The organism is Bacteroides sp. 41_26 (genome assembly GCF_949740115.1).
GTDB classification, from domain to species: domain Bacteria; phylum Bacteroidota; class Bacteroidia; order Bacteroidales; family Bacteroidaceae; genus Bacteroides; species Bacteroides nordii.
Genome location: NZ_CATJGZ010000054.1, coordinates 104,395 through 124,562, shown reverse-complemented (window position 1 = coordinate 124,562; position 20,168 = coordinate 104,395). Strand labels below are relative to the sequence as shown.

Genomic DNA, 20,168 nt, shown 5'->3' with positions numbered 1-20,168 from the left:
TGTGAGACTAAAAACAACAAAGAGCTAATTAATAACCGTTTTATATCCATCTTCTTATAAATATTTATCTTAATCCATTAACTATCAAATCATAAACAAATAGAATTGCCATCATACCAGCACTTACCAACCAAGTATAAATCCAAAAAGGCGAATCATACAAAAATATAATAAAAGCTACCACTACCAAAGGGGTACTAATGCAAACGTAGCGCCAATTTAATTCAGCCGTTGCAAGACGGTAATTAAATCTATTTGATTTAAAAGCACGATAGGTATAGGCCACATTAAAATTAAAGATATACATACCCATCACAAAAAGCGTACATTGAAACGCCAAATAAGCATCACCATATCTATTCCACCACAATAAATACATCCCAATTAGACATATAGTGAACCGATATTTCAACAAGAATTCTACAAACTTCATTACTTTTCTACTATTTTATCAACGCCTTTTGATATCCCTGTGGAAACAGCTGTAGCAGCAGCCTCCGCTGATTTATCTCCATAACTTTGTGCTTTTTCCATTGACTCTTTAGCTCGCTGAATACGAGATTCTCTCGAAGAGTTTCCTCGCGCTACCCTCTTATCATGATCCGCTTGTCGATATAAGTTTTTTGCTTCTGATGAAGACTGTTTCATTGATTTAGTTTTATTTCCTGTCATACTACCGGCTTGTCCGCTAATTACATCTAAACCAACTTTTCCCATATCAACTTTACCGTCCTGTAAATATTGTCCTCCAGCACTTACTATTGCATCTGCTACCACCTGTTTACCAACTTTTGTAATAGTTGCAGCAGTATGGCTCTTCATAGCATAATTAGCTATTTTACTAATCTTGCCTAAAGCATTAAAGATTCCTGTTCCTGCAGCACCAGACAATGCAGAAACTGCAATAGATGTCTTATTTATATCTGTCCATGGGTTACTATTACCTGTAGCATAGTTACTTGCTACCTGGATCATATAATCCATACCGCCCCCAACCAATGCTCCGATTATCCCAAATTCACCATCCGGATCAACATGTTTTATTGGTTCAGCATAACAATATACATAAGGAGACCATGCATATAAGTCTTCAGAAGCCGGATCAAAGGTAGTCCACGCACCTAAAACCGGATCATAAGACCTTTTCCCAAAATCATACCAATTTAATCCATGTATCCTATCCAGCTCTTTACTACCATACTTGTAGGCTTGTTTATTCGTACTTATCCCTTCTCCAAACAAACTACCATAAGGATAATAATGGTTCACTTCTTCTACTGTTCCATATTGATCTACGACAACTCTATTATTCCCCTGATGATCACGTAAATAATAATGATAAACAGGCATATTTCCATTCAAAGTGATATATCCTTCTTCTGTTAAAATCTTACTCAGCTCTCCATCTTCATAAACAAAATTACTGCAATAATCAGTATAAGTATATCCTTTATAATGTGCCCGAACTAAGGCAGAATTATCCATACTCTGAAAACCAGGAAACGGATCGACTATTTCTTCAAGTTTAGTATACGATTCCTTACGACGCTTTACTCCATCCGCACTATATTGATAATCTATATATCCACTCTTATGCAAAATAATTTGTGAGGGCAAATTTAGACTATTATATTGAATCGAAGTAATATTCTTGTTCAAATCTCTGATAAGATTTCCATTTGCATCATAAAAATACTCCTGAAGTTTAGATGCACCATCTTCAAAATTAAAAGCACCACTGTAGAGTGGGTCAAATCCGGAAGATAAATCTTTCACACTCTTTAGTTGATTACCATTATACTCCAACTCTAAATTATCAATTGATTCAAACGAATTTGGCAAAGCAGAAAGTCCGATACGTTCAAGACGAGTAATTCCACCCATCTTATTATACTGATAACTAACATCATAAATATCGAGTAAACCATCACTCTGTTGATAAGAAGCTTTAGTCAAACGATCCAAACCATCGTAAGTAAAATTATATCTTCGAGTCAATAATTCATCACCTGACTTCCAGAACATAGCACTAATATTACCATTATAATAAGAAGTATTAGTTCCATCTTTTTCATTATAAAGTAACTTTTGAGTAAATTTCGACCCAGTGATACCAGTTAACCAATTACGAATATTGTAGGTATATGTACTTTTAAGTAAATCATTACGATGATAAGTTTTAGTTGATAATCGCCCTAATTCGTCATAAGTATTTTCAGACAGCACAACAACAGGCGCATTAGGTGCCAATTGATGGGTTACTTTTATCAATCGGTCTGCATGATCATAAGTATATTTATAAATTTCAGCTTTTGTTGGCTTCTTTAAATATTGATTAGCACTAACAACTTGCAAAGGTTTACCTGTAAAAGTGTAAATAGTAGCAGTTATTTTATGTCCTCCAAGATGATCTTCCTGAGTAACCCGGATAGGGCGTCCCTTTATATCATAATAAGTTGCAGAATATAATTTAACATTACTATTCAAAACAAAAGTTATTCCCCCCGTCAGAAAGCCGTTTGCAGCTACAGTTTGAACAGGAAATTTGCTACGATTTTGAAAACCGGGAAGTGATATAAAAGAGTAATCATCATAATAGTTTATTTGATGAACAGCTGGAGAAGAAAGTTCAAAGCTGGAACTATATCCACTATTTTCAATTCCAGAAGCTACAATTTCGCCACCACTTTTTGCCAACGAACATACCACAATATCCTCACTCGCCAAAGAGGTATTTGTATTCTTGCATATCCCTTTTACGGTCAACCGGCGAAAACTATCATATAGATAAAAAGTCCATTCTAATTTTTCCCTCTGTGCCCCATCTTGTGAAAAGATTAAATTGTCAGCCTGATCATATATATACTTTATAGATTGGCAACCTGGGAGTTTCTTCTCAATACAATGTCCCCAATTATCATACTTATACTGATAAGCATACAGATTCAAATCAGGTTCATCTTGATAACTTGGCGGAAGAACAAGAACCAAATTGTCACAAGAATCATAAACAAAATAAGTATCATGTGGTACCGTTTTCTGCATTTGTCTACTCAATATTTTACGATTTAACTTATCGATAAATACATATGATTCGTTGCCATCTTCATCTATATTTTCTGTTATAGACAACTCTCCTTCAGCGTAATTCCCATTTTGAAATAAAACACCTGTTGATGAAACTTGATACAGTTTACAACATAGATTACCTGTAGCAACATTAAACAAATGCCGGGTTACGACAGGTTTCTTCAGTCTCTCACCTGCACCAGCTTTTGCAATGAGCCTATTTAGAGGTGAAGAGTCATAAGTAAACTCTTCATAAGGTTCTTGATCATCATCATAAGTCGTATGAGCTGCTGCAGGAAATTCTATTGCAGTCAAAAATTCTTTCTTACTCACACAAGGAAGCCAGCTATACAAAAGACGCCCTGCCTCATCATATTCCTGCAAAGTTATCAGATTAGATTTTAAAGGAGTGATTCCCTTTTGAATACCCACCGATGGACGTCCCAATCCATCATAATATTGAATACTCTCTATATACTTACCAGTATCATCAATCATCGTCCGAGAGAGAATATAGTTCTGGCTCTTATCCTGTGAAAAAGAATTCATAGAAAAACAAAGCCCCAAAAGCAACAATATATATATAATTTTCATACTTATTTTATTCAATAAAAGTTATCTATCAAGAATCACTGCCTATAATTATAAATAAAACTTTGAACAATCTTTCCATCGTGATCTTGTATTGACATCAGTCTTCCAAATAGATCATAGTTATAAGTCATTTTCATTCCTGAAGGGGATATTATCATTTGTATTCCCCATGGTACTTTATAATTATAAGTTGTAACTAAAGATTTTTTTAACAATGAACGTAAATTTTCAACAGGAGCCATCACCGGAGAAAGAGAATTCTCTAATTCATTTACATTGCCAAGATACGAGATGACTTCTTCATAAGTTGCATTACGTATCTCCGCTATGGGGTACACGCCCTTATAGCTCCATAAATAAGCAACAGATATATTATCCCCTCCTGTAAGCTGCAATATTTTACCATATTTATTATATAGATCTATCGAATACTTTTTTTTGTAATATGAGCTATAATTAGACAAAGGTAAAGGAGAAGATGGTTGTAAATTATAGATTGTCTTAGGCAAAATCATTCCTAAAGTATCAATATAAATAGTTTTTTCTGCCTTTGTAACTAATTCATTTCTCAAATCGAGAGTTTCGATAGAAATATTTTTCAGATTACAAGATCTCATTTTTAATGATAGAGGATCAGTATAATCTGTTGCATATTTATAACGAATCTGTTTCTTCGTTTTATCACTATTTATATACTCCACAAAAGAAGGTAAATCATTAGAATACGAATATATATATACTTTAGATTTCATCCCAGATGATGCCTCATTATCAGCAAAAGTAGTAATAACCTCTTCTTTTAAAGCCCATCTTTCAGATGGCACATCATAGAATTTCATATACATATATTCATAATCAGTAGTAGCAAGCGTTGAAAAAACCAAAGGAGTATATGCCTTAAAAGCTTTAGTTATTTCTTTTTTATCACAAGCATATTGATAATCAGTTTTTTCCACTTTCCAATCATCATCATTATATACAATTTTAGACTTCAAGAGCCCATTTCTAAGATCTCCTTTTGTAGGAAAACCAGGTATATACATTTCTGTACTTGACAATGGTTCATCTTGAGTGTTATAATAGTAATAATCAGTATACCCTTCAACTACAGCCTCACGTACTCTTACCATATCATAGCCTACTGGAGCGCCCATTGCCGAAAAACTGAAAGGAGTATATGGATAGGACAGACCACATACATAAAAAGCCGTTATGGGAACAATATGTGGAGGTACGCTTCCCGGATTATACCCACCCTCAAAGTCGACACTTCGAGTAATAAAAGGGTATGTAAAAATGGGATTACTCATTAAAATCCCTGTGCTTTTACCTTGTCTAGAATAAATTATTTTTTTATCCAAGACTTGTTTCTGATCAAATGTACTATAAATCCTTTTTACCCTAACTCCTCCTCCTTTAGAAACAAACTCATACTCTTTAGGTACTAAAATATTTTTATAAGCTTTGACTGTTAATCCAAATTTATGCCCTGTTATAATATTCCCATCTTCAATATGAACGGTATACTTCCCGATAGGAAGGCTTAATTCGAATTTAAATACCTTACTAAATTGGTCTTTCTCAAGAGATATTTCCTTGACTATTTTACCTGATTCGTCCTTCAAAAATGCACATCTATAAAAAGATGTATAGTCCTCATCTACAGATTCATAAACAATAGCCATCCACGTAAGAGTCACAGTCGTTTTCTCTGTTAATTCAAAAGAAAAATAGGTTGATAAATCCTCGAGTCCTTCATTTTCTTCTGGATCTTCCCAAACAAAATTTCGATAATAGGCTGTTCCTAATTCCACCATCTTTGGTTCAACAGTAACGTTACTTCCATTAGACAGAGCATGAGGTTCATATTCAAAATGAGTTATTAACCCCGTAGGATACTTTATTGATGACAACATGCCACAAGTTATATCTTTATCACTCACAACTAAACTTCTACCTAAAAAAGATAAATCAAAAGGCGCCCTATCCGATGAAAACGGATTATTTTGCTTTAACCTGAATTCTGGCACATATGTTATATTATTTACGTAAGGTGATGATGATTGTTGCGATGCAGTCCCCCATTTCGTTCCTGAAGCAGATTTCCCATTATAATATCCCCAAGAATCTATTGCATTCGAATATTTATCCGGAAGAGAAGATGCCCTATCGTAATCGAACTCATACATATGCCGCTCATTATCAACCCTATCGATAATTTTCTTAAGAAAAAGACGACAACTTTTATAATCCGACAAAACCCCTGTATACTTATATTCAAGAATTATGTCCTTCAATAGAGTATTCAACTTATCCTTGATTTGTATCCCTGCTACCTTCTTCGGAATCGCACTAAATTTAGCTGATTCGATATCCATTCTGTCATCAGTTATAATTTCTGCAGTCAAAAGTTCTGTTTCTATTTTCTTTAAAATCTTCTGATTTATTTTAGAACATGAATAAACATAGTTCTCTATATCATGAGCTAGATAACTCGTAAACACATACGGAGAAGCTTCTAAAAGATGATATATTGTTTCTTGCCTTTGATTTAACGTATAAATATAATCTTCACCATACTCGAATTTTATCTTATTTTTCCGAGGTGATACTATAGAATCTAAATACCAGGCAGTCACCGTTTCTGGTTGAGGAAATCTAGGGGAATCCAATATCAAGTTTCGCCCTATTTTAGATAGTTCAGTATTTGTATTAGACGAATATTGAAAATATTCAGTCGTTTCATATGTACCAAAATAGTAAGCATACCCATCTCCGTCAATAATCTTCCAAGTTTTATCTGAAATATTATACTCAACATAAAGATTATCCTTAATCTTCGTAAGTAAAGGATAAGCCCTTGTTTTCGTATTATTATTAATACCAATACGCTGAAAAAACATAGTACCACTATAATCTCCAAAGCTAAAATGAAACATATCTGGTTCTCCGTCTTTAGTACCAGAAGCGTAAGCTTTACATTCATGAGCAGAACCTTTATAAGTATCATAGTTATTTTCTTCATCCGGAATAGGAAGACTTTCATTAAAATAATATCCGAAAGGATATGATTCAAAATCATCCCAACCACGCACTTCTTTTGTTATACATCCATATCCCTGTAAAGCCCATCCTAATCCAACACAGCCAGCTTCCTGAGCAACTTTTATACCCGATGAATGATAAGCTATATTTATTGGAAATTTCTTTCCATCCAGTTCAATCTCATAAAGAGGAACCGAAATTTCAGCCGTACCGGTATAGTAGCCTATAGGAATATTCCCAAAAGTACCTAAAGATGCAGCTGTGGGTGATACAGGGATTATTTGTACAACTGGTGGATTTTCACCTTTCAAAGAAATTGCACTTATAATAAAGGTAAACATAAAGCAAAGCCTTAAATAGACTTTAATATTATTACTTAATAGTAGTTTCATGTTTTGATTGTATTTACTTGTCAGCGTTTTAATATTTTTTCACCATACATTTTTTCACCAACTAATATCTGCAATAGATATTCACCAATAGGATAATTATTTAGCGACAGTTGGTTCTGGTAGTCTCCCATCTGCAACAATCCGGTATCAGACTTCATCAGTTGCCGCCCTTGAAAGTCATAAAGCATTATTGTAACTTTTGCATTTTCTGAGAGTGAATAATTCAAATGCAAATTACCTGTTTCATCCATATAAAAGCTATAAGCCACATAGTCATCCTTATAAGTATTCTCTTCTTTTTTTCCTTCTTTAACAGTTTCCCATAAACGATTTTTCCGTTCTTCATCAGTTAGATCTCTTCTAATCTGATTTTCCGGATCATCATCCAAACAATAATATTGTTCATGTGGAGGATAATAAAATGAAGTCGAAAAACGTTCATAAAATTGACCACCTCTACATACCATACTTTCTATCGTTTCGAATACAGGATAACGATAACCATCAGCATACCAACGCCAAGTATTTATTTCTAAATGATCAGAATCCTTAGATAAATATAGATCGACACTATCCCGATTAAGAAAAAAAGGGATCGAATCAACATTAACGGTTTTGTCAGTAAGGAAGGGAATCGTTGTTTCAACCATCTTTTTAAAAGTATGTATTCGCAAAACATTATTCAGGGTATCTCCTCCCGGAAGAATCATCATCCCTATCGCATCAGCTATCACTGTAGATTTCCCTTGTACATGAATAGCCTGTTTATTACAATAATCCCCCATTCCATCGAAGTAATCAGTAAAAGAGCGTCCATATGAAAAAGGAAAACAAAGTAAAGTTTCAGGTTTGCGATAGTTAATCAAAGTTGTTGGATTTTCATATCCTAACAACAAAAGAGAATCTGCTGTAGATTGATAATAATACATGGTTCTATGCTCTACACCTATAATAGTATCTAAGCTCATAGTACGAGCAATATACTTCAGCTTATACTCGTCATTGACAATATCTTGCTCACTAAAATCCCACAAAACTCCCACACCTTTCATCCCTGGTGATTTGTATTTGATTTGTTGCTTAACAAGACAATCTCCTGATCTTGGCAAATTAGAGAAGGCTCTTAAAGAGGATTGGGCTGACACCTGAACAGAAATAAATAGTAGCAAAAAAGGTAATAATAGTAGTCTCATAGATAGATAGCTTATTTTATTTACAAAGGTAAAGAGCATTGAACAATAGTACCAAATATTTGACCCGGACAAATTAGAGCAAAAGAAGAATGCAGTAAACTATTATAAATCAGAAAAGTATCTTAGAAAACTGTTACAATAACAGAAAGTTACCCGGACAATTGAAAAAAAAGTTTCACAATTATTCTATGAAAAAGGACTATAAAAGCCCAAAGGAATGTCTATTTGCGAAAAAACATATCACATAAATTACTATCCCATGTTTGCCATATATAAAACAATTTCTACAGAAAAACGAACCTAAAGACACATTACGAAGATGTACTAAGACTTACCGTTCAGTCATAAACATTCCAGTGTATATTAGCCTGGTTATTCTTTAAATTAGAAAAAGATTGAAAAACAAGAAACACTTTAGCCTCCCCTAAATAATCTTTCTCTATAAATTCATTCATTATGAGAGCTATATAAAACAATATACTTTAGACCTCCTAAAGCAGCTATTCTTTATTTGCATATCTACTGACTTTAGCATATCTTTGCTACATAATTTAAGACTAAAAACATCCCCATGTTTTCTACCAAAACACCCGGATGTTCTTATATAAAACATCCGCATGTTTTTATTCAGAACATCCGGATGTTTTAATAATAAATATCACAAGACAACGACGCATTAAATAATTTACTATTGCATATGTACTTTTCTTATTGTTATTTAATTGAATATTAATTATTTAGTATTATTTTATTTCGTTTATATTTCGTATATTTACATGGTAATATTAAACAGTAATTGACATGAAAATAGGTATAATTGACATTTGTAAGCAAATAGAGGACCCTCGGATGGATCGTAAAAAGTTACATAAAATGGAAACGATCATATATGTATCCATTGCTGCTGTCATCTGTGGTGCTCAGTCTTGGAATGAGATTGAAGAATTTGGCCATGCTAAATTCGATTTTTTTAAAAGTAGAATACCCGATTTAGAAGTTATCCCCAGCCATGATACTTTTAATCGTTTCTTCAGCATTATAAAACCATCCTATTTTGAGTTGATTTTCCGCAATTGGGTGAAACAAGTGTGTCAGGAGATTAAAGGTGTTGTAGCCATCGATGGAAAACTAATGCGTGGTCCTAGCAAATGTAATGATGAACATACTACCGGCAAAGAAGGCTTTAAGCTTTGGATGGTTTCAGCATGGTCTGCAGCTAACGGTATTTCTCTGGGTCAGGTAAAAGTGGATGATAAAAGTAATGAAATCACAGCTGTTCCTCTGCTAATCCATGCCTTGGATCTGGATGATTGTATCGTCACTATTGATGCCATGGGCTGTCAGTTGGAAATAACAAAAGCCATTATTGAACGGAATTCAAACTATATAATAGCTTTAAAGAAAAATCAAAAGAGCAGTTATGAATTAGCCAAGAAAATAATTGATGGGTATGAAAACAGAAATGTGATTCTCAATAGGGTTACCCGGCATACCAGCGAAAGTACAGGACATGGCAGGCTTGAAACAAGAGTCTGTACTGTAGTCAGTTATGGTCCGGTCATGGAGCCGATGTTTAAGGACAAATTTGCGGGATTGAGGTCAATAGTGGGCATGAAATCCGAAAGGATAATTTTGGCAACGGGGGAACGTACTGAAGAAACGAGGTATTATATAACTTCACTTGAAAATACTAACCCGGAGGAAATAGCCAATGCCATTAGGCAGCATTGGTCCATTGAAAACAATCTGCATTGGCAACTGGATGTTACCTTCAGGGAAGACTACAGCAAGAAAGTGCAGAATGCAGCAAGAAATTTCTCGGCAGTTACAAAAATGGCGCTCACCATTTTGAAGAATGATAAAGTCACAAAAGGAAGCATGAATCTCAAAAGGCTGAAAGCAGGATGGGATGAAAAATACCTGTCAACACTTTTACAGGACAGCGCATTTTAATGCGTCGGCCCTGTCACAAGACAAGTATACAAGAACACAGTAATCTTGTACATAAAAACATTATTATCAATAATATAAAAAGTATATGTCTATCAACTATGTAGTAACCAAAAAGGTGGATAAAACGAAGGGAGAAGTAAAAGTACGTTATTATGCTACCACAAGGGTTATGCAAAAAAAGCCTGTTGACAGTTCACAGATTGCAATGCAGCTAGCCGAAAGAAGTTCTCTGCAAGATGGAGATGTAATGTCGGTGCTGACACAGCTATCGGGGATCATCGCCGGACACTTGCACGAAGGCAGGACAGTAAGTATTGACGGATTGGGAAATTTCTTCCCGACCATTAGTAGTGAAGGAGTAGAAAAGCCGGAAGAGTGTACAGCTGATAAAGTGTGGGTAGCACGTATCGGATTCAAAGCGGCTCCTGCTTTTTTAAAAAAAGTACGAATAAAAACCAAATTCCTCAGTATCCAATTGCAGGAAGGAAGAAAAGCAGCTGCTAAAAAGAAGAAAGCAGCAGAAGCGGGTAATGAGAAGTGAACATAAAAATAACAGGGAAAAAGAGAACGAAGAAGCATTTAACAATCTGTTGAAAACTTTATTTCACATTTTCTATCTGAGAGATTCTTTTTTCTTTGAGAAATACGTATTTTTGCCGACACTTGCTTATATAATAAGGTGAAACAGATGAAGAAAGAACAAGAGGAATTGACATATCACGTACCGGTATTACTAAAAGAAAGCGTAGACGGAATGAATATTCGCCCCGATGGAACGTATGTAGACGTTACTTTCGGTGGTGGCGGACATTCACGGGAGATACTTTCACGCTTAGAAAAAGGCGGACGTTTACTGGGTTTTGACCAGGACGAGGATGCCGAACGGAACATTGTCAATGACCCACATTTCACATTTGTACGAAGTAACTTTCGCTATTTGCATAATTTTCTTCGCTATCATGAAATAGAAAAAGTGGATGCTATACTGGCAGATTTAGGGGTATCATCTCATCACTTTGATGACAGCGAACGAGGATTTTCATTTCGCTTTGACGGAGCACTGGATATGCGTATGAACAAGCGGGCAGGACTCACAGCTGCTGATGTATTAAATACCTATGATGAAGAACGGCTGGCAGATCTTTTTTATCTGTACGGAGAATTAAAAAACAGTCGTAAACTGGCATCGGTTATAGTAAAATCCCGTGCTGCCGGACAGATTAAGACAATAGGTGAGTTTCTGGAAATCATCAAACCGTTATTTGGACGTGAACGGGAAAAGAAAGAATTAGCCAAAGTATTTCAGGCACTTCGCATAGAAGTAAACCAGGAAATGGAAGCATTGAAAGAAATGTTGCTGGCAGCAACGGAAGCGCTAAAACCGGGTGGAAGATTAGTAGTAATCACTTATCATTCGTTGGAAGACCGAATGGTAAAAAACATCATGAAAACCGGTAATGTTGAGGGCAAAGCAACACAAGATTTTTTTGGAAATCTGCAAACTCCATTCAAACTGGTAAACAATAAAGTGATTGTCCCGAATGAGGAAGAGATAGAACGTAATCCGAGATCACGAAGTGCCAAACTAAGGATAGCGGAAAAGAAATAAAAGAGAAGCTTGTTAGTAAATTGAGACCAGACTTTCTAAAAGATAAGTCAACTAAAATAGAGACAACGATGGAAGAAGAAAAGATAACAAAAGAAGAGCCGAAAGGAGGGAAAAAGAAAAAAAGAGCCTCCCTGAAAAGTATTCTTGGAGGAGATATTCTGGCAACAGACTTTTTCCGCCGCCAAACGAAGCTGCTGGTACTTATCATGGTATTTATCATCTTCTATATCCATAACCGATATGCCAGCCAGCAACAACAGATTGAAATAGACCGGCTTAAAAAAGAGCTTATCGACATAAAATATGATGCACTGACACGTAGTTCGGAGTTGATGGAAAAAAGCCGCCAATCACGTATCGAAGAGTATATCTCGACTAAAGAAAGTGATTTGCAGACTTCGACCAATCCACCGTATGAAATCAAAAAATAAAAAACACAGAGAACAGGTAACTTTAAATAGTAAATCGTTAAACAGTTAATAGTCTTGGCAGTTAATAAAAAAAACATAATGACCCGTTACTTCTTCGTCATCCTCATCATGGGGTTGGTGGGAGTAGCAATTGTTGTAAAGGCAGGCATTACCATGTTTGCCGAACGACAATACTGGCAGGATGTAGCAGACCGTTTTGTAAAGGAGAATGTAACCGTAAAACCGAACCGGGGTAATATTATCTCATCCGACGGTAAATTAATGGCAAGTTCACTGCCGGAATATCGCATCTACATGGACTTTAAAGCTGGAGCTCCTGCTAAAATAGACTCATTAAAAAAACACATGAATGAGATCTGCGAAGGATTACACCAGATATTTCCAGACAAAAGTGCTGCCGAGTTTAAAGCGCATCTTCAAAAGGGAATAAAAAAAGGAAGCCGGAACTACCTGCTCTATCCCAAACGAATCTCTTACATTCAATACAAAGAAGCCAAACGCCTGCCTGTTTTTAACATGAACAAATATAAAGGCGGATTTCATGAACTGGCATACAACCAACGCAAGAAACCATTCGGTTCTCTGGCAGCTCGTACCTTAGGGGATCTTTACGCTGACACAGCACAAGGTGCAAAGAATGGAATTGAACTGGCTTTTGATACATTGCTCAAAGGACGGGACGGAATCACACACCGTCAGAAGGTAATGAACAAATACCTTAACATCGTAGACATTCCTCCCATAGATGGTTGTGATCTTATTGCCACCATTGATGTAGGAATGCAGGATATTTGCGAAAAGGCACTGGTGGACAAACTGAAAGAGTTAAATGCCAGTGTAGGCGTTGTTGCATTGATGGAGGTTTCAACAGGAGAAGTCAAAGCGATAGTCAACATGATGAAAGCTGCAGACGGTAACTATTACGAAATGCGTAACAATGCTATCAGTGACATGCTTGAGCCGGGATCCACTTTCAAGACTGCTTCCATTATGGTAGCTTTGGAAGACGGACACATCACTCCGGACTATGAAGTAGATACGGGAAACGGTATCAAAATGATGTATGGACGTGCAATGAGAGACTGGAACTGGCATCGTGGCGGATACGGAAGAATCAATGTAACACGTATTCTTGAAGTATCATCCAACGTGGGCACTTCAAGCATTATAGATCAATTCTATCATGACAAACCACAAAAGTTTGTAGATGGACTGAAACGTATGAGCATTGACCAACCCCTACATTTACAGATATCAGGAGAAGGTAAGCCAAATATCAAAGGGCCCAAAGAACGCTATTTTGCAAAAACAACTCTTCCCTGGATGAGTATTGGTTATGAAACTCAGGTACCACCCATGAATATCCTGACGTTCTATAATGCCATTGCAAATAATGGTGTTATGGTACGCCCCAAATTTGTAAGAGCAGCTGTGAAGGATGGAGAAGTAGTAAAAGAGTTTCCAACGGAGGTGATTAATCCGAAAATTTGTTCAGACAATACATTGAAGCAGATACAAGAGATTTTGTACAAAGTTGTTCATCAGGGATTGGCAGGACCGGCAGGTAGTAAGCAGTTTGCCGTTTCGGGAAAAACAGGTACGGCACAGATCTCACAAGGTGCTGCCGGATATAAGACCGGAAGAACAAATTATCTGGTTAGTTTCTGCGGATATTTTCCTTCGGAGGCTCCGAAATACAGCTGTATTGTTTCGATTCAGAAACCCGGGTTACCAGCTTCGGGAGGTTTGATGGCAGGTAGTGTATTTGGCAAAATTGCAGAAAGAGTATATGCAAAAGACCTGCGTTTGCCTTTGACAAATGCCATCGACACAAATAGCGTAGTCATTCCCGACGTAAAAGCCGGAGAGATGAATGATGCCAAACGGGTACTGGATGAACTAAGCATACAAAGCCAAAGCAAATTTGACTTAAAGAGTGGCAAAGAAACCTGGGGAAGTACACATGCAGCTCCCAAAAGTGTTATTCTGGAAAGCAGAGATCTTATGCGGGATTTTGTACCAAGCGTTATAGGCATGGGAGCAAAAGACGCTGTTTATTTGCTTGAAAGCAGAGGAGTGAGAGTAAATCTGGTAGGTGTAGGCAAGGTGAAAAGCCAGTCGATAGCTAACGGAACGAGAGTAAAGAAGGGACAAACAATAACACTCGTACTGCATTAGAGAGATGGAAGTGAAGATTTTGAATAAGTAGTACGTGTCAACCGAATATAAAAAAAGAAGATGAAGTTAAATGAATTATTAAAGGCTATTCAACCGATACAAGTTATCGGAGCTTCGGACATAGAAATAACAGGAGTCAACATTGATTCCAGACAAGTGGAGGCAGGCCATTTATTTATGGCTATGCGTGGTACACAGGCAGACGGGCATGCATATATTCCCGCAGCAATTGAAAAAGGAGCCATAGCTGTGCTTTGTGAAGATATGCCTGAACATCCGGAAGAAGGTATCACCTATATACAAGTGAAAGACAGCGAAGACGCAACCGGTAAAGTTGCCACTACTTTCTTTGGAGATCCTACTTCAAAAGTGGAATTGGTGGGTGTAACCGGAACAAACGGAAAAACAACAATCGCTACCTTATTATATAATACATTCCGTTATTTCAGATATAAAGTAGGACTCATCTCAACTGTATGTAACTATATTGATGATGAAGCAATTCCGACTGAGCATACCACTCCTGACCCTATCACACTAAACCGATTGCTGGGAAGAATGGCTGATGAAGGCTGTAAATATGTTTTCATGGAGGTAAGCTCCCACTCCATTGCTCAGAAACGTATCAGTGGTTTAAAGTTTGCAGGAGGTATCTTCACCAACCTGACCCGCGACCATCTGGATTATCATAAGACAGTAGAAAACTATCTGAAAGCAAAGAAAAAATTCTTTGATGACCTACCCAAGAGTGCATTCAGTCTTACTAACCTGGATGATAAAAACGGGCTGGTAATGACGCAGAACACACGTTCGAAGGTGTACACCTACTCTCTGAGAAGTTTGAGTGACTTCAAAGGCAGAGTGTTGGAATCACACTTTGAAGGAATGTTGCTTGATTTCAATAACCATGAATTGATGGTACAATTCATAGGCAAATTCAATGCTTCCAATCTTCTGGCTGTATTTGGTGCAGCAGTGTTGCTTGGTAAGAAAGAAGAAGACGTACTGGTAGCACTCAGTACACTTCATCCGGTAGCCGGACGTTTTGATGCCATTCGTTCGCCACAGGGATATACAGCGATTGTTGATTATGCACATACTCCGGATGCTCTGATAAATGTGCTGAATGCCATTCATGGAGTACTCGAAGGAAAAGGAAAAGTGATTACCGTAGTAGGTGCCGGAGGTAACCGTGACAAAGGCAAGCGTCCTATTATGGCCAAAGAAGCTGCCAAAGCAAGTGATCGCGTTGTCATCACATCGGATAACCCTCGTTTTGAAGAACCTCAGGACATCATAAATGATATGTTAGCTGGTCTGGACACAGAGGACAGAAAGAAAACAATCAGTATTACAGACCGTAAAGAGGCTATTCGCACCGCTTGTATGCTGGCCGAAAAAGGAGATGTAATTCTCGTTGCCGGAAAAGGGCACGAGAACTATCAGGAGATAAAAGGAGTGAAACATCACTTTGATGATAAAGAGATACTGAAAGAAATGTTTAATGATTAGTGATTAATGATTAGTGCTATGCAGCCTGACAGCACAGCCGACTAATCGTTTATCACTAATCCCTTATCACTAAAATCATGTTATACTATCTATTTGAGTGGCTACATAAATTAAACTTCCCCGGAGCGGGAATGTTTGGATATACATCTTTCCGTGCATTGATGGCTATCATTCTGGCACTGCTGATTTCAAGTATCTGGGGTGACAAGTTTATCAACTTGCTGAAACGAAAGCAAATCACGGAAACACAGCGTGATGCTAAAATCGATCCTTTTGGCGTCAACAAAGTAGGTGTGCCCAGCATGGGAGGAGTTATCATCATTGTAGCCATTTTGATACCTTGCCTGTTGCTAGGAAAATTACACAATATCTACATGATATTGATGCTCATTACCACTATATGGCTGGGATCACTGGGATTTGCCGATGACTATATCAAAATATTCAAAAAAGACAAAGAAGGATTACACGGTAAGTTTAAAATTATCGGTCAGGTAGGATTAGGGCTGATTGTCGGATTAACCTTATACCTCAGCCCGGATGTGGTAATTCGTGAAAACATCGAAGTACAAACTCCCGGACGTGAAATGGAGGTTATACATGGAACGAATGATCTTAAGTCTACTCAGACTACCATTCCATTCTTTAAAAGCAATAACCTTGACTATGCCGATCTGGTAGCTTTTATGGGTGATCATGCTCAAACAGCCGGTTGGATATTGTTCGTTATCATCACCATCTTTGTGGTGACAGCCGTATCCAACGGAGCCAACCTGAATGACGGTATGGACGGTATGGCTGCGGGTAACTCCGCCATTATCGGATTAACACTGGGAATACTCGCATATGTATCGAGCCATATTGAATTCGCGGGATACCTGAACATCATGTATATCCCCGGATCGGAAGAACTGGTAATCTTCATCTGTGCATTTATCGGTGCACTGATAGGATTCTTATGGTACAATGCATATCCGGCACAAGTATTTATGGGAGATACGGGTAGCTTGACAATTGGCGGCATTATCGCCGTATTTGCCATCATCATACACAAAGAATTACTGATCCCGATTCTTTGTGGTGTGTTCCTGGTTGAAAACCTGTCGGTAATTCTGCAACGTGCTTATTATAAAGTTGGTAAACGCAAAGGAGTGAAACAACGTCTTTTTAAACGTACGCCTATACACGACCATTTCCGTACATCAATGAATCAGATAGAAGACGGATGCCGGGTAGTGTTTACAAAACCGGACAATCTGTTTCACGAATCAAAAATCACAGTTCGCTTTTGGATTGTAACAATTGTCCTGGCAGCCATAACGATTATTACATTAAAGATAAGATAAATAAAGATTCAATGCGTCAATATGCCAATGTGCCGATTAAGAAAAGCCAATGGAGTAATGAAGCATGAACCCCAAAGATAACAAAGAGAATTAACCGGATTATTAACCACTAAAGTTTGTGCACTGCCATTGGTGCATTAGCATATTGGCCTATTAGCACATTATTGAGAATGAAAAGAGTTGTAATTTTAGGAGCAGGTGAAAGCGGCGCAGGTGCTGCCGTATTAGCCAAGGTAAAAGGGTTCGAGACGTTTGTATCAGATATGTCCGCCATTAAGGACAAATACAAGAAACAACTCGACAGCCACGGTATTGCCTGGGAAGAAGGCCATCATACCGAAGAATTGATTCTGAACGCCGACGAGGTGGTAAAAAGCCCGGGGATTCCGAATGACGCTCCATTGATTCTGAAACTAAAGGCACAAGGCACGCCGATTATATCGGAAATAGAATTTGCCGGACGCTATACGGATGCAAAGATGGTTTGTATCACCGGGTCAAACGGAAAAACAACAACAACCAGCCTCATTTACCACATTTTTAAAAGTGCAGGACTAAATGTGGGACTGGCAGGAAATATAGGAAAAAGCCTGGCTTTGCAAGTAGCAGAAGGCAAGCATGATTATTATGTAATCGAACTAAGTTCATTTCAACTGGACAACATGTACGAATTTCGTGCAAACATCGCTGTCCTGATGAATATTACGCCGGATCATCTGGATCGTTACGATCACTGTATGCAAAATTATATTGATGCAAAATTCCGTATTACTCAAAACCAAACTCAGGACGATGCTTTCATTTTCTGGAATGACGATCCTATCATCAAACGAGAACTGGAAAAGCATGGCCTAAAGGCACACTTATACCCATTCGCAGCAGTAAAAGAGGATGGAGCAATTGCCTATGTAGAGGATAATGAGGTAAAAATCACAGAGCCAATTGCGTTCAACATGGAACAAGAGAAGTTGGCACTGACCGGACAACATAATCTCTATAATTCACTGGCAGCAGGTATCTCGGCCAATCTTGCCGGTATTACCAAAGAAGATATCCGCAAAGCATTGTCGGATTTTAAAGGTGTGGAACACCGTTTAGAGAAAGTAGCCCGTGTAGGTGGTATTGATTTTATCAATGACTCCAAAGCTACCAATGTAAACTCCTGTTGGTATGCTCTGCAAAGTATGACAACCAAAACAGTACTTATACTTGGTGGTAAGGATAAAGGAAATGACTATACAGAAATAGAAGATCTGGTACGCGAGAAATGTTCGGCATTGGTGTATCTGGGACTGCACAATGAAAAGCTACATGCTTTTTTCGACCGGTTCGGATTACCGGTAGCCGATGTACAGACCGGCATGAAAGACGCAGTAGAAGCTGCATATAAACTGGCTAAAAAAGGTGAAACCGTACTGTTAAGTCCTTGTTGTGCCTCCTTCGATCTCTTCAAGAGTTACGAAGACCGTGGCGACCAGTTCAAAGAGTACGTTCGCGCCCTCTAATTTTTAATCTTTAATTTTTAAATTAAACAGTGGATCTATTAAAGAACATATTCAAGGGCGATAAGGTAATCTGGATTATCTTTCTCTGCCTCTGCCTCATCTCAATCATTGAGGTGTTTTCGGCAGCCAGCACCCTGACGTATAAGAGCGGGGACCACTGGGGACCGATCACACAGCATTCTATCATCCTGATGGTGGGGGCCGTTGTTGTAGTGTTGATGCACAATATCCCTTATAAATGGTTTCAGGTATTTCCTGTTTTCCTATATCCTGTCTCTGTTGTACTGCTGGCTTTCGTTACGCTGATGGGTGTTATCACAGGCGATCGCGTCAATGGTGCAGCACGTTGGATGTCGTTCATGGGATTACAGTTCCAGCCATCGGAACTGGCAAAGATGGCTGTGGTTATTGCAGTTTCTTTTATTCTATCCAAAAGACAGGATGACGAAGGAGCCAATCCGAAGGCATTCAAATACATCATGATTATCACCGGGCTTGTTTGCCTGTTGATTGCTCCGGAAAACCTTTCAACAGCAATGTTACTATTCGGAGTTGTATTTCTGATGATGTTTATCGGACGGGTAGCAGCACGGAAACTACTTCTTTTAATAGGTTCATTGGGATTGGTAGGTATAATAGGTGTCGTGTTTCTGCTGGCGATTCCAAAGGATTCGGATATTCCTTTCCTACACCGTTTTGACACATGGAAAAGTCGTATCACCAACTTCACAGAGAAAGAGGAAGTACCGGCTGCTAAGTTTGATATAGACAAAGATGCCCAGATAGCGCATGCCCGTATTGCTATTGCAACAAGTAATTTTGTTGGTAAAGCACCTGGTAACTCTATTCAACGCGACTTTTTAAGTCAGGCATTCTCTGATTTTATATTTGCCATCATTATAGAAGAGCTTGGCCTGGTGGGAGGAGCTTTCGTAGTTTGCCTCTATATCTGGCTACTGGTACGTGCCGGACGTATAGCCCAAAAATGTGAACGAACATTCCCGGCTTTTCTGGTAATGGGCATAGCACTCATGTTGGTATCGCAGGCGATTTTAAATATGATGGTAGCCGTTGGTTTATTCCCGGTGACAGGTCAGCCTCTGCCACTCATCAGTAAAGGAGGAACTTCAACTTTAATAAATTGTGCCTATATCGGTATGATACTGAGTGTAAGTCGTTATACTGCGTATCTTGAAGAGCAGAAAGAACGTGATGCACAACTACAGATGCAGATAGCAGCAGAAACAACCGAGGCTCAGATAGTTGCAGAACCTACAGCACAGGTATTGAATAGTGATGCAGAGTTTGAGAAAGAAAAATAGTTGAGAGTTACAGGTCGTT

13 protein-coding genes are annotated in these 20,168 nt (G+C 37.8%); 9 read left to right on the top strand and 4 right to left on the bottom strand.

Going from position 1 to position 20,168, the window contains the following annotated elements; translation table 11 throughout:
• Positions 1-64: 64 nt before the first annotated feature.
• The 4 genes from QX565_RS04655 to QX565_RS04640 are packed head-to-tail and all read right to left on the bottom strand — an operon-like array spanning position 65 to position 8,293.
• Positions 65-433, bottom strand: a complete 369-nt coding sequence (locus tag QX565_RS04655; protein WP_195351111.1) for a hypothetical protein — start codon at positions 431-433, stop codon at positions 65-67.
• Positions 433-3,663: a DUF6443 domain-containing protein gene (locus QX565_RS04650; protein WP_289291571.1), complete on the bottom strand. Its 3,231-nt coding sequence runs from the start codon at positions 3,661-3,663 to the stop codon at positions 433-435. The genes QX565_RS04655 and QX565_RS04650 overlap by 1 nt, the downstream gene beginning before the upstream one ends.
• Positions 3,664-3,698: 35 nt before the next feature.
• On the bottom strand, positions 3,699-7,100 hold the full coding sequence (locus tag QX565_RS04645) for a hypothetical protein (RefSeq protein ID WP_289291569.1): 3,402 nt from the start codon (positions 7,098-7,100) through the stop codon (positions 3,699-3,701).
• 20 nt (positions 7,101-7,120) lie between these two features.
• Positions 7,121-8,293 carry a T9SS type A sorting domain-containing protein gene (locus QX565_RS04640; RefSeq protein ID WP_289291567.1) on the bottom strand — a complete coding sequence of 391 codons (1,173 nt, stop codon included), beginning with the start codon at positions 8,291-8,293 and terminating at the stop codon, positions 7,121-7,123.
• An 801-nt stretch (positions 8,294-9,094) separates the two neighbouring features.
• On the opposite strand from QX565_RS04640, the gene QX565_RS04635 reads away from it, so the two are divergent.
• From QX565_RS04635 to QX565_RS04595, 9 genes are all read left to right on the top strand, one after another.
• Positions 9,095-10,246 (top strand): ISAs1 family transposase, encoded by a 1,152-nt coding sequence (locus QX565_RS04635; protein WP_007482973.1) that lies wholly within the window; start codon positions 9,095-9,097, stop codon positions 10,244-10,246.
• Positions 10,247-10,331: 85 nt separating this feature from the next.
• The gene (locus QX565_RS04630; protein ID WP_289291565.1) at positions 10,332-10,787 is read left to right on the top strand and encodes an HU family DNA-binding protein; all 456 of its coding nucleotides are present in this window, start codon (positions 10,332-10,334) and stop codon (positions 10,785-10,787) included.
• Positions 10,788-10,934: 147 nt separating this feature from the next.
• Positions 10,935-11,855, top strand: coding sequence for a 16S rRNA (cytosine(1402)-N(4))-methyltransferase RsmH (gene rsmH / locus QX565_RS04625; RefSeq protein WP_289291563.1), 921 nt, complete (start codon positions 10,935-10,937; stop codon positions 11,853-11,855).
• Between the two features lie 68 nt (positions 11,856-11,923).
• The gene (locus QX565_RS04620) at positions 11,924-12,286 is read left to right on the top strand and encodes an FtsL-like putative cell division protein (protein ID WP_221651526.1); all 363 of its coding nucleotides are present in this window, start codon (positions 11,924-11,926) and stop codon (positions 12,284-12,286) included.
• Positions 12,287-12,364: 78 nt separating this feature from the next.
• A complete protein-coding gene (locus QX565_RS04615) occupies positions 12,365-14,464 on the top strand; it encodes a PASTA domain-containing penicillin-binding protein (RefSeq protein WP_289291618.1) in 2,100 nt (699 codons plus the stop codon).
• 60 nt (positions 14,465-14,524) lie between these two features.
• Entirely contained in the window at positions 14,525-15,976 is a 1,452-nt protein-coding gene (locus tag QX565_RS04610; protein WP_221651525.1) for a UDP-N-acetylmuramoyl-L-alanyl-D-glutamate--2,6-diaminopimelate ligase, read from the top strand.
• Between the two features lie 77 nt (positions 15,977-16,053).
• Positions 16,054-17,322: a phospho-N-acetylmuramoyl-pentapeptide-transferase gene (mraY, locus tag QX565_RS04605; RefSeq protein WP_221651524.1), complete on the top strand. Its 1,269-nt coding sequence runs from the start codon at positions 16,054-16,056 to the stop codon at positions 17,320-17,322.
• Between the two features lie 170 nt (positions 17,323-17,492).
• Positions 17,493-18,827 carry a UDP-N-acetylmuramoyl-L-alanine--D-glutamate ligase gene (gene murD, locus QX565_RS04600; RefSeq protein ID WP_221651523.1) on the top strand — a complete coding sequence of 445 codons (1,335 nt, stop codon included), beginning with the start codon at positions 17,493-17,495 and terminating at the stop codon, positions 18,825-18,827.
• Between the two features lie 29 nt (positions 18,828-18,856).
• The gene (locus tag QX565_RS04595; RefSeq protein WP_221651522.1) at positions 18,857-20,149 is read left to right on the top strand and encodes an FtsW/RodA/SpoVE family cell cycle protein; all 1,293 of its coding nucleotides are present in this window, start codon (positions 18,857-18,859) and stop codon (positions 20,147-20,149) included.
• Positions 20,150-20,168: the final 19 nt, after the last annotated feature.